The 12193-nt window shown below is 72.9% G+C and carries 7 protein-coding genes; 3 read left to right on the forward strand and 4 right to left on the reverse strand.

What is annotated here, in order from left to right; all coding sequences use genetic code 11:
- Window positions 1–38: 38 nt before the first annotated feature.
- Together glgB and AC3RJ6_RS11835 are read right to left on the reverse strand one after the other, a co-directional pair.
- Window positions 39–2255: a 1,4-alpha-glucan branching protein GlgB gene (gene glgB, locus AC3RJ6_RS11830; protein WP_491427272.1), complete on the reverse strand. Its 2217-nt coding sequence runs from the start codon at window positions 2253–2255 to the stop codon at window positions 39–41.
- A complete protein-coding gene (locus tag AC3RJ6_RS11835; protein ID WP_491427273.1) occupies window positions 2248–4269 on the reverse strand; it encodes an alpha-1,4-glucan--maltose-1-phosphate maltosyltransferase in 2022 nt (673 codons plus the stop codon). Before AC3RJ6_RS11835 ends, glgB begins: the two co-directional genes overlap by 8 nt.
- A 122-nt stretch (window positions 4270–4391) precedes the next feature.
- Between AC3RJ6_RS11835 and glgP the strand changes: the two genes are divergently transcribed.
- On the forward strand, window positions 4392–6971 hold the full coding sequence (gene glgP / locus AC3RJ6_RS11840) for an alpha-glucan family phosphorylase (protein ID WP_491427274.1): 2580 nt from the start codon (window positions 4392–4394) through the stop codon (window positions 6969–6971).
- Window positions 6972–6998: 27 nt separating this feature from the next.
- Here glgP and ybaK read toward each other — a convergent pair whose 3' ends face one another.
- Both ybaK and glgX read right to left on the reverse strand, forming a co-directional pair.
- Entirely contained in the window at window positions 6999–7499 is a 501-nt protein-coding gene (gene ybaK, locus AC3RJ6_RS11845) for a Cys-tRNA(Pro) deacylase (protein ID WP_491427275.1), read from the reverse strand.
- On the reverse strand, window positions 7499–9583 hold the full coding sequence (gene glgX / locus AC3RJ6_RS11850; RefSeq protein ID WP_491427276.1) for a glycogen debranching protein GlgX: 2085 nt from the start codon (window positions 9581–9583) through the stop codon (window positions 7499–7501). Before glgX ends, ybaK begins: the two co-directional genes overlap by 1 nt.
- Window positions 9584–9682: 99 nt before the next feature.
- Between glgX and AC3RJ6_RS11855 the strand changes: the two genes are divergently transcribed.
- Both AC3RJ6_RS11855 and mnmA read left to right on the forward strand, forming a co-directional pair.
- Window positions 9683–10912, forward strand: coding sequence for a cysteine desulfurase family protein (locus AC3RJ6_RS11855; protein WP_491427277.1), 1230 nt, complete (start codon window positions 9683–9685; stop codon window positions 10910–10912).
- Between the two features lie 49 nt (window positions 10913–10961).
- Complete coding sequence (gene mnmA, locus AC3RJ6_RS11860) at window positions 10962–12086, forward strand: tRNA 2-thiouridine(34) synthase MnmA (protein WP_491427278.1); 1125 nt, start codon at window positions 10962–10964, stop codon at window positions 12084–12086.
- Window positions 12087–12193 lie beyond the last annotated feature (107 nt).

The raw sequence follows: 12193 nt of genomic DNA on the forward strand, positions 1-12193 counted from the left end.
CAGGATCCCGTGCGCGTCACCGACGCCGCACGGGACGCTCACGCCCCGTCGAGCGCGAACCACACCGCACCGAGCGGTGGCAGTGCGAACGTCGCCGAGGCGGGGCGGCCCGCCCACGGCACGGCTTCGGCCTCGACCCCGCCGAGGTTGCCCACGCCCGAGCCGCCGAACTCCGAGGCATCCGAATTGAGCACCTCGCGCCAGCGCCCCGTGAACGGCAGGCCGAGCCGAAACCGCTCGTGCGGAGTGCCCGCGAAGTTCACGATGCACAGGAGCGGTCGTCGCTCGCGGTCGTAGCGCAGGAACGCGACGACGTTCTCGGCGGCGGCGCCGCCCTCGACCCACTCGAATCCCGACGCGTCGTCGTCGAGCTGCCAGAGCGCCGGCGTCGCTCGATAGTGCCGGTTGAGCGCGCCGACGAACTCGGCGAGCTGCCGGTGCGACGGCTGGTCGAGGATCCACCAGTCGAGGCCGCGCTCCTCGCTCCACTCGCTGAGTTGGCCGAACTCCTGGCCCATGAAGAGCAGCTGCTTGCCGGGGTGCGCCCACATGAACGCGAGGTAGGCGCGCACGTTCGCGAGCTGCTGCCAGTGGTCGCCCGGCATCTTGCGCACGAGCGAACCCTTGCCGTGCACGACCTCGTCGTGGCTGATCGGCAGGATGAAGTGCTCGCTGAAGGCGTAGAGGAACGAGAACGTGAGCTCGTGGTGGTGGTGCGAGCGGTAGAGCGGGTCGTTCTGGATGTACTGGAGCGAGTCGTGCATCCAGCCCATGTTCCACTTGTAGCCGAAGCCCAGGCCGCCCGAGCTCGTCGGCGCCGTCACGCCCGGCCACGACGTCGACTCCTCGGCGATCATGACGATGCCCGGGTTGCGCTTGTACGCCGTGGCCGTCGCCTCCTGCAGGAGGGTGATCGCCTCGAGGTGCTCGCGTCCGCCGTGCACGTTCGGCAGCCACTCGCCCTCGGCGCGCGAGTAGTCGAGATACAGCATGGATGCCACGGCATCGACGCGGAGGCCGTCGACGTGGAACTCCTCGAGCCAGAACAGCGCGTTCGCGACGAGGAAGTTGCGCACCCTCGGGTTGCCGAAGTCGAAGACGAGCGTGCCCCAGTCCTGCTGCTCGCCGCGGCGCGGGTCGGCGTGCTCGTAGAGCGGCTCCCCGTCGAAGCGGGCGAGCGCCCACTCGTCCTTCGGGAAGTGCCCGGGCACCCAGTCCATGATGACGCCGATGCCGGCGCGGTGCAGCCGGTCGATGAGGTACCTGAGATCGTCGGGGGAGCCGAACCGGCTCGTCGCGGCGTAGTACCCCGTGACCTGGTACCCCCACGAGCCGCCGAACGGGTGCTCGGCGAGCGGCAGGAACTCGACGTGGGTGTAGCCGAGCCAGTCGAGGTACTCGATGAGCTCGTCGGCGACGTCGCGGTACCCCTTGCCCGGGCGCCACGACCCGAGGTGGAGCTCGTAGATCGACATCGGTCGCTCGTGCGCGTTGGCCGCGCCCCGCTGCTCGAGCCAGGCGGCGTCGCCCCACTCGTACCGGCTGTCGTCGACGACGGAAGCCGTCGCGGGCGCGATCTCGGCGCGGCGCGCCATCGGATCGGCCTTCATGATCCACTCGCCCCCGGCGGTGAGCAGCTCGAACTTGTAGAGCGCTCCCGGCTCGAGCTCGGGCACGAACAGCTCCCAGACTCCCGACGCGCCCATGCTCCGCATGGCGTGCGCGGTGCCGTCCCAGCGGTTGAAGCCGCCCACGACGCGGACGGCTCGCGCGTGCGGCGCCCACACCGTGAACGCGGTGCCGCTCACGCGACCGTCGACCCCCCAGTGCTCGCGAAAGCGGGCGCCGAGTACGCGCCACAGCTCTTCGTGGCGCCCTTCGCCGATGAGGTGCAGGTCGAGCTCGCCGATGGTCGGGGCGAACCGGTACGGGTCGTCGGCGGTCCACTCCGAGCCGTCGTCGTAGCGGGCCTCGATGAGGTAGTCGGTCGGGCCGAAGCGACCGGCGCCCGCCCACACGCCGTGCCCGACGTGCTCGAGGGGCAGCGCGGCCCCGTCGGCGAGCACCGCGTCGACGCCGGCCGCGAGGGGGCGGAGGGTGCGGATCACCGTGAGCGGGCCGGGCTCCTGCGGCGCGTCGAAGCCGTGCTGGCCGAGCACCGAGTGCGGGTCGCTGTGCCGTCCTCCGGCGACGGCCGCGAGCACGTCGTCGGGGACGGGAGGCGCGAGCACGGTGCCGGCGGGCAGGTCAGTCATCGTGGCCTCTTCTCACGTGCAGGATGTGCGCGGGGCGCGTGAACGCGTCGAGCCGGACGTAGTTCGAGGCGCCCCACTCCCAGCGCGATCCGGTGACGAGGTCGTCGACCACGAACCGTGCGCCGGGCACCAGTCCGATCGCCTCGAGGTCGAGGTGCACGGTCGTCTCCCGCACCGAGTGCGGGTCGACGTTCGCGACGACGATGAGCGTGTCGTCGACGCCGTCGTGGGTGAAGCGGCCGTCGAGGTGCTTCGAGTAGACGAGCACCGAGTCGTCGTCGCTCGCGTGGAAGCGGATGTTGCGGAGCTGCCCGAGCGCGGGGTGCTCCGCGCGGATCCGGTTGAGGATGCCGAGGTAGAGGGCGAGCGAGCGGCCCTCGGCCTCTGCGGCTGCGAAGTCGCGGGGCTTGTACTCGTACTTCTCGTTGTCGATCGCCTCTTCGGCGCCCGGCCGGGCGACGGACTCGAAGAGCTCGAAGCCCGAGTAGACGCCCCACAGCGGCGCCGCCGTCGCGGCGATCGTGGCGCGCACGGTGAACGCGGCCGGCCCGCCGAACTGCAGGTACTCGGTGAGGATGTCCGGCGTGTTCACGAACAGGTTCGGCCGCATGAAGTCGGCCGTCTCCTGCGAGACGGAGGTGAGGAACTCCTCGAGCTCGGCCTTCGTGTTGCGCCAGGTGAAGTACGAGTACGACTGCTGGAACCCCGCCATCGCGAGCGCCTGCATCATGGCCGGTCGGGTGAAGGCCTCCGCGAGGAACACGACGCCCGGGTCCTCCGCGTTCACCGCGGCGATCAGCCGCTCCCAGAACACGAGCGGCTTCGTGTGCGGGTTGTCGACGCGGAAGATGCGGACGCCCTGCTTCATCCAGTGGCGCACGATGCGGAGCACCTCGTCGAAGATGCCCGCGGGGTCGTCGTCGAAGTTGACGGGGTAGATGTCCTGGTACTTCTTGGGCGGGTTCTCCGCGTACCGGATGCTGCCGTCGGGCAGCACGGTGAACCATTCGGGATGCTCCGTCACCCACGGGTGATCGGGCGAGGCCTGGAGGGCGAGGTCGAGCGCGACCTCGATGCCGAGCTCGTTCGCGCGGCGCACGAACGCGCGGAAGTCGGCGAGCGTCCCGAGGTCGGGGTGCACGGCGTCGTGGCCGCCCGCCGAGCCGTCCTTCAGCGGTCCGCCGATCGCCCACGGCGAGCCCGGGTCGCCGGGGCCGGGGTCGAGCGTGTTGTTGCGGCCCTTGCGGTTCGTGACGCCGATCGGGTGGATCGGCGGCAGGTACACGACGTCGAAGCCCATCGCCGCGACGCCCTCGAGGCGCTTCTGCGCCGTGCGGAAGGTGCCGCTGCGCCACGAGCCGTCCTTCTGGCGCCTGGCCCCCTCGGAGCGCGGGAAGAACTCGTACCAGGCGCCGACGCCCGCGCGCCGGCGCTCGACGAGCAGGCGCTGCCCGGCCGAGTCGCTCGCGAGGCGGGCGAGCGGACGCTCGTCGAACTCCGCGAGGACGGGCGCGTCGATGAGGGCACGGCGGTCGGCGGGGGATGCCTCGCCGTCGCGCAGTGCCGCCGCGAGGCCCGTGAGGCGCTTGCGCACGAGGCGCGGGCGCGTCGACTCGGCCGCTGCCCGCTCGGCGAGCCGGGCTCCGAGCTCGTACATCAGCTCGACGTCGACGCCCGCGTCGACCTTGATCGCGGCGTCGTGCCGCCAGGTCGCGATCTCGTCGTCGAAGCCCGTGACGTGCCATCGCCATTCGCCGAGCTCGTCGACGCGTACGAGCGCCTCCCACCGATCGGTGCCGGCGGCGAGTGCGCGCATGCGGTGCCGCTGCTCCTGCCCGGAGGGGCTCGTGATGACGAGCATCGCGCCGACCCGGTCGTGCCCCTCGCGGAACACCGTCGCGCGGAACGGCACGACCTCGCCTTCGAACGCCTTCGGATGCCAGCGCGGGTCGGGTACGGCGGGGGTGAGCCGCGTCACGGGGATGCGGCCGGCGAGCGGTGCGGCGGTGGTCACGTTCCGACCGTAGCGCGTCGGCGTTCGCACGGCACCGAATCGGTCGGCGCGGGTCGGTGTCCACCACGCCGATGTCGCGGGCGGTTCACACGCCCGACATGGGCGCGACCTAGGGTGGAGCCGTGAAGTCGATCCGGAAGTTCACCGTCCGAGCCGTCGTCCCCGGCCGCCTCGCCGCCCTCGAGGAGCTCGCGGCGAACCTGCGCTGGGCGTGGCACGAGCCGACCAGGCGCCTCTTCGAGCACATCGACCCCGACGCGTGGGCGCGATCCGAGCACGACCCCGTCACGTTCCTCGGCGAGGTCGACCCGGCGAAGCTCGATGCGCTCGCCGCCGACGACGACTACGTGGCGTGGGCCGAGCGCGAGCGCGACGGGCTTCGCCGGTACCTCGACGAGCCGCGCTGGTACCAGGGGCTCGAGGGCGAACGGCCGGCACTCGTGGCGTACTTCTCGCCCGAGTACGGCATCGCCGCAGCACTGCCCCAGTACTCGGGCGGACTCGGCATCCTCGCGGGAGACCATCTCAAGGCGGCCTCCGATCTCGGGGTCCCGATCGTCGCCGTCGGCCTCTTCTACAAGGCGGGGTACTTCGCGCAGTCGATCTCGGCCGACGGGTGGCAGCAGGAGCGCTATCCGCTGCAGGACCCCGACGGGCTCCCGCTCACGGTGCTGCGGCGCGCCGACGGCAGCGCGGTCCAGGTCTCCCTCGCACTGCCCGAGGGCGAGACGCTGAACGCGAGGGTCTGGCGGGCCGCGGTCGGCCGGGTGGAGCTGCTGCTGCTCGACACCGACGTGCCCGCGAACAGCGACGAGCACCGGGCGATCACCGACCGGTTGTACGGCGGCGGCAGCGAGCACCGGCTGCTGCAGGAGCTCCTGCTCGGCATCGGGGGCGTGCGGGCCCTGCGCGTCTGGGCCGAGCTCGTCGGCGCGCCCGCACCCGACGTCTTCCACATGAACGAGGGTCACGCGGGCTTCCTGGGGCTCGAACGCATCTCCGCCTACGTCGGCGAGGGCCTGGCCTTCGCCGAGGCGCTGCAGCTCGTGCGCTCGGGCACCGTGTTCACGACGCACACCCCGGTGCCCGCCGGGATCGACCGCTTCGACCGCGCACTCGTCGAGCGCTACGTGACCGCGGAGCTCCTTCCGGGCGTCGAACCCGACGCGGCGCTCGCGCTCGGCGTGGAGCCCGGCGCCGACCCGGCGACGAGCGCCTTCAACATGGCCGTGATGGGTCTCCGCCTCGCGGGTCACGCGAACGGCGTCTCCGAACTGCACGGGCGGGTCAGCCGTCGCATGTTCGGCGACCTGTGGCCCGGCTTCGACGCCGACGAGGTGCCGATCACCTCCATCACGAACGGCGTGCACGCGCCCACCTGGACCGACCCGGCGCTCAGCGCGCTCGCCGAGCGCGCGCTCGGCACCGACGACAGCGAGCACGCCGACTGGCTGAGCCCGGCCGTCGGCGACGCCGAGCTCTGGTCGGTCAAGCGGGAGATGCGCGCCCGGCTCGTCGACGACGCCCGCCGACGGCTCTCCGCGGGCTTCCGGGAGCAGCATCCGGGAGCGTCCGCCCCCGACTGGATCGGCCGCGCGCTCGACCCCGAGATCCTCACCGTCGGCTTCGCGCGACGCGTGCCGACGTACAAGCGGCTGACGCTCATGCTGCAGGACCCCGAGCGGCTGAAGGCCATCCTCACCGACCCCGAACGGCCGGTGCAGTTCGTCGTCGCCGGCAAGTCGCACCCCGCCGACGACGAGGGCAAGCGCCTCATCCAGCGGCTCGTGCAGTTCGCGGCGCAGCCCGAGGTGCGCGAGCGGTTCGTGTTCCTGCCCGACTACGACATGGCGATGGCCGAGACGCTCTACCCCGGCTGCGACGTCTGGCTCAACAATCCGCTGCGCCCGCTCGAGGCGTGCGGCACCTCGGGCATGAAGGCGGCGATGAACGCAGCCCTCAACCTCTCGATCCTCGACGGGTGGTGGGCCGAGTACGCGGGCGACGACTACGGCTGGGTCATCCCGTCGGCCGACGCCGCGGGCGACGCGGGCGAGCGCGACGCCCGCGAGGCCGCGGCGCTCTACGACCTGCTCGAGCACCGCATCGTCCCGGCCTTCTACGACCGGCCGGTCGACGCCGACGGCCGGGCCGGGTACTTCGAGCGCGACGCCCACGACGTGCCGACTGAATGGGTGCGGATGCTGCGGACGACGCTGAGCCGCCTCGCGCCCGAGCTCGGCGCCGACCGCATGGTGCGCGAGTACGTCGAGCGGCTCTACCGGCATGCGGGTGCGACGTTCGCCCGCATGCGCGCGGACGACGCGCGCGGATCCCGCGAGTTCGCGGCCTGGGCGGCGAAGGTGCGGTCCGCGTGGCCGCAGGTGAAGGTGCTGCACGTCGAGTCGGGCGGGCTCGACCAGCCGGCGGTGGGCGACGAACTGCACGTCCGCGCCGAGGTCTCGCTCGGCGGTCTCGACGCGTCCGACGTCGCGGTCGAGCTCGTCTCGGGGCGCAGCCTCGCCGACGACTCGATCGGCGAGCCCGTCCGCACTCCGCTCTCGCCCGTGGCCGGCGGCGGGTACGAGGGCGTGGTCACGCTCGACCGTGCCGGTGCGTTCGGCTACTCGGTGAGGGTCGTGCCGTCGCATCCGCTCATGACGAACCCCGCCGAGCTGGGGCTCGTGGCGGTCGCCTCCTGAGGGCTTCGCCGGGCACGACGACGTCCGTCAGCGCGCGCGGGCGATGGCCGCGTAGCGAGCGCCGGTCACGGCGACGAGGTCGTCGGGCGCGAGCTCGAGATCGAGCCCGCGCCGGCCGCCGGAGACGTAGATCGTGTCGCAGAGGATCGCCGACTCGTCGAGCACGGTCGGCAGCGCCGTCTTCTGCCCGATCGGGCTGATGCCGCCGACCACGTAACCGGTCTTGCGCTCGGCGACCCGCGGGTCGGCCATCTCGGCGCGCTTGCCGCCGAGCGCGGCGGCGAGGGCCTTGAGGTCGAGCTGCATCGCGACCGGCACGATGCCGACGGCGAGCGCGCCGTCGACGTCGGCCAGCAGGGTCTTGAACACCCGATCGGGGTCGAGGCCGAGCTTCTCCGCCGCCTCGAGGCCGTAGGCCGTCGCCCTCGGGTCGTGCTCGTAGGCGAGCGGGGTGAACGCGACCCCGGCGCGGGCGAGCGCGACGGTCGCGGGGGTGCCCGCAGACGAGGCATCCGGCTTCTTCGCCATCACTCGCCGCCCTCTGCGCGGAAGAGGCGCATCGACGGGCCGGGGATGCGCACGCGCGCGCCGGGCGGGAGCGGTTCGGCCGAGTCTGACCCCGTCGGAGGAGCCTCCTCGGCGGAGTCCCACAGCGGTCGGTACCCGGTGACCCCGTCGACGGCCGGCAGCATGACCTCGGCCTCGGTCTCACGGGCGTGCACGACGAGCAGGATGCGGTTGAACGCCTCCGTCTCGGGGGTCGAGGCCGCGAGGAACTGCAGGGTGCGCTCGGCCGGGGAGTTCCAGTCGTCGATGCCCATGGTCTCGCCGTCGGCGTTGTACCAGTCCATTCTCGAGGCGCTCGGCGTCGTCTGGCCGTCGCGTCCGAACCGGATCGGCCGGAGCGCCGGGTTCTCGCGGCGCAGCCGCAGGAGGTGCTTCGCGGTCGCGGCCAGCTCGGGGGCGAACCGCGGCCGCTCGGCGGGGTCCCACGCGAGCCAGGTGAGGGGGGAGTCGTGGCAGTACGCGTTGTTGTTGCCGCGCTGCGTGCGGCCGTACTCGTCACCGGCCGTGAGCATCGGCACCCCCGCCGACAGCAGCAGGGTGCCGAGCAGGTTGCGGATGCTGCGCCGCCGCGCCGCACGGATCGCGGGGTCGGCCGCCTCGCCCTCGACGCCGTGGTTGTAGGAGTTGTTGTGGTCGGTTCCGTCGCGGTTCTGCTCGCCGTTGCCGAGGTTGTGCTTGACGTCGAAGGCGGTGAGGTCCGCGAGGGTGAACCCGTCGTGGGCGGTGACGAAGTTCAGGCTCGCGAGCGGCCCCCGCTCGGCCGAGAACGTGTTGGAGGAGCCGGCGAGGCGGGTCGCGAAGCGCCCGATGCCGCTGCCGGCCGACCCGGTCTCGCGCTCGCGACGGAGGTCGCCGAGCCAGAAGTCGCGCATGCGGTCGCGGTACCGGTCGTTCCACTCGCTGAACCCGGCCGGGAAGTCGCCCGTGCGCCAGCCGTCGGGGCCGACGTCCCACGGCTCGGCGATGAGCTTCGACGCGCCGATGACCGGGTCGTCGAGCATGCCGCGCAGGAGCGGGTGCTCGCGCGTGTACGCGCCGTGCGCGTCCCGGCCGAGGGTCGCCGCGAGGTCGAGTCTGAACCCGTCGACCTGCAGCTCGTCGGCGAAGTACCGCATGGAGTCGAGCACGAGGCGCACGGGCGCGGCCCGGCCGAAGTCGACGGTGTTGCCGCACCCCGTGGTGTCGACGTACCGGCCGTGCGCGTCGTGCCGGTAGTAATTCGCGTTGTCGATGCCGCGGAGGCTGTAGGTGGGCCCTTCGCGCCCCTCTTCGGCGGTGTGGTTGTAGACGACGTCGAGCACGACCTCGAGGCCCGCCTCGTGCAGGCGCCGGACCATGCCGGCGAACTCCCGGCGCACGGCGTGCGCGCCCTCGGCCTGGGCGGCGGCGCTCGCGTACGGCGCGTGCACGGCGAAGAAGGCGAGCGAGTTGTAGCCCCAGTAGTTCGGCTTGCCCTGGCGCACGAGCCGCTGCTCGGAGACGAACGCGTGGACCGGGAGGAGTTCGACCGTCGTCACACCGAGGCCGGTCAGGTACTCGAGCGACGCGTCGTGCGCGAGCCCCGCGTACGTGCCCCGCAGCGGCTCGGGGATCGCCGTGTTGAGCTTCGAGAAGCCGCGCACGTGCGCCTCGTACACGACGGTGCGGTCGAGCGGCACCGCGGGCTTGCGGACGCCGCCCCAGTCGAAGCCCGCCTCCTCGAGCCCGCCGACCACGACGCCCCGCCACGAACCGTCGTCGGCTCGCGCGAGCCCCCGAGCGTAGGGATCGAGCAGCGTGTGCACGGCGTTGAACGCATGGTCGAATCCGGCCGGGCCGTCGACGCGGAGGCCGTAGTGGGCGCCGGGAACGAGCGCCTGCGAGGCGCCCGACCAGACGCCGTCCGCGTCGCGGACGAGCGGCACGCGCGCGGCGGCCCAGTCGAGGTCGTCGGCATCGAACACGACGAGGTCGACGCTCGTCGCATGCTCCGACCAGACCCGGATGCGCCCGCCGTCGGCGTCGGCGCGGACGCCGAGCTCGTCGAGGGGATCGGGCGCAGACATGCGATCTACAGTAGTTCTTGCGGACGAGACGGCTGCAAGCGCGTGCAGGCGGCGCGCCGCGGCATCCGACCGGCAGCGAACGATCAGGAAGGCGGGCGAATGGTCTACCTCGACCACGCGGCGACCACGCCGATGCTGCCCGAGGCGATCGAGGCCATGACCGCCGCGCTCGCCGTGGTCGGCAACCCCTCGTCGATCCACAGCGCGGGGCAGCAGGCGAAGCGACTGCTCGAGGAGTCGCGCGAGCGCGTCGCCGCGACGCTCGGCGTCGACGGCATCGAGGTGGTGTTCACGGGCAACGGCACCGAGGCGGTCAACCTCGCGATCAAGGGCCTGTGGTGGCAGCGGCGCTCGGATGCGGCGACCGGTGCCGAGCGGCGGCGCATCGTCGTGCCGGCCGGCGAGCACCACGCGACCGTCGACACGGTCGATTGGCTCGCCGAGCACGAGGGCGCCGACGTCGTCGTGATCCCGCTCGACGAGGTCGGCCGGGTGCGGCTCGACGTGCTCGAGCGCGAGCTCGCCGACGCATCGTCGATCGCGCTCGTCACGATGCTCTGGGCCAACAACGAGGTCGGCACCGTGCAGCCCGTCGAGGAGGTCGCCCGGCTCACCGCGCGCGCCGGCGTGCCCCTCCACGTGGACGCGATCGCCGCGTACGGGCAGGTGCCGATCGACGTGCGCGCCCTGCGCCGGGCCGGCGACGCCCCGCGCGGCGCGGGCCTCGTCGCGCTCAGCGTCTCCGCGCACAAGATCGGCGGGCCGGCCGGCATCGGTGCGCTCGTCCTCGACCGGTCGGCCGCCGTCGAGCCGCTCATCCACGGCGGCGGCCAGCAGCGCAAGGTGCGCTCCGGGACGCAGGACGTGGCCGCGGCCGCGGCCTTCGCCGCGGCGGCCGAGACCGTCGCCGCGCGACTCGACGCGGACGCCGCCCGCATGGCGGGTCTCCGCGACCGCCTGATCGCCGGTGTGCGCGACGCGGTGCCGTCGGCGCGGCTCTCGGGCGACGTCGGACCGGGCGCGCGGCTGCCGGGCAACGTGCACTTCTCGTTCCCGGGCTGCGAGGGCGACTCGCTGCTGTTCCTGCTCGACGCCGCCGGGGTCGCGGTGTCGACGGGCTCGGCATGCCAGGCCGGCGTGCCCGAGCCGTCGCACGTGCTCATGGCCATGGGGCGGTCGGAGGCCGACGCGCGCGGCGCGCTCCGCATCACGCTGGGCCACGTCTCGACCGAGGCCGATGTCGAGGCGTTCCTCGCCGCATTGCCGGCGGCGCACGCCCAGGCGGCGAAGGCGGGGCTCGCCGGGCGGGCCACCTCGTTCGACCGCTGACGCCCCGCCCCGGGGCATCCGTTCAGGCAGCCCTGCCTACACTGGAGGGGTGAAGGTCCTCGCAGCGATGTCGGGCGGCGTCGACAGCGCCGTCGCGGCGGCGCGCGCCGTCGAAGCCGGGCACGACGTCGTCGGCGTGCACCTCGCGCTCAGTCGAATGCCGGGCACGCTGCGCACCGGCAGCCGCGGCTGCTGCACCATCGAGGACTCGATGGACGCGCAACGCGCCGCCAACGTGCTCGGCATCCCCTACTACGTGTGGGACTTCTCCGAGCGGTTCAAGGCCGACGTCGTCGACGACTTCATCGCCGAGTACTCGGCCGGACGCACCCCGAACCCGTGCATGCGCTGCAACGAGCGCATCAAGTTCGCCGCGCTCCTCGAGAAGGCGCTCGCCCTCGGGTTCGACGCCGTCGCGACCGGCCACTACGCCAAGGTCGTCACGGGCGCCTCCGGTGCGCTCGAGCTGCACCGGGCGAACGCCGAGGCGAAGGACCAGTCGTACGTGCTCGGCGTCCTGACCGCCGAGCAGCTCGCCCACGCGTACTTCCCGCTCGGCGACACCGCCTCCAAGCAGCTCGTGCGCGACGAGGCGGCGCGGCGGGGGCTCAGCGTCGCGCAGAAGCCCGACTCGTACGACATCTGCTTCATCCCCGACGGCGACACGAAGGGCTGGCTCGCCGACAAGGTGGGCACCGCGACCGGTGACATCGTCGATCGCACGGGGGCGGTGGTGGGCTCCCACGACGGCGCGCACGCGTACACGGTGGGCCAGCGACGGGGCCTGCGCCTCGGCACCCCCGCGGCCGACGGCAAGCCGCGGTTCGTGCTCGAGGTGCGGCCGAAGGAGAACACCGTCGTGGTCGGGCCCAAGGCGGCCCTCGCGGTCGCCGAGATCGCGGGCTCCCGCTTCTCGTGGGCCGGGCTCGATCCGGTGGCCTCGGGCATCATCGCGGCACCGGGGGAGTCGTTCCCGTGCGACGTGCAGATCCGCGCGCACGCCGACCCGGTTCCGGCCGTCGCCGTCGTCATCGACGGCGAGGTCGTCGTGACGCCCGCCGAGCCGCTCGGCGGCGTCGCCCCGGGGCAGACCGCGGTGATCTACGTCGGCCCGCGCGTGCTCGGGCAGTTCACGATCGACCGCACGGTGAGCGCCGTCCCCGTCGACGCGTAGGCGTCCTCCCTCGACCTCGCGACGGGCTTCACGTAGATTCGCCTCGGCGGCGCTACCCCCGGCGCCGTCCGAATGATGAGGAGACTCCGTGTCCTACCCACGTGACT

This window comes from Agromyces cucurbitae (genome assembly GCF_058349945.1).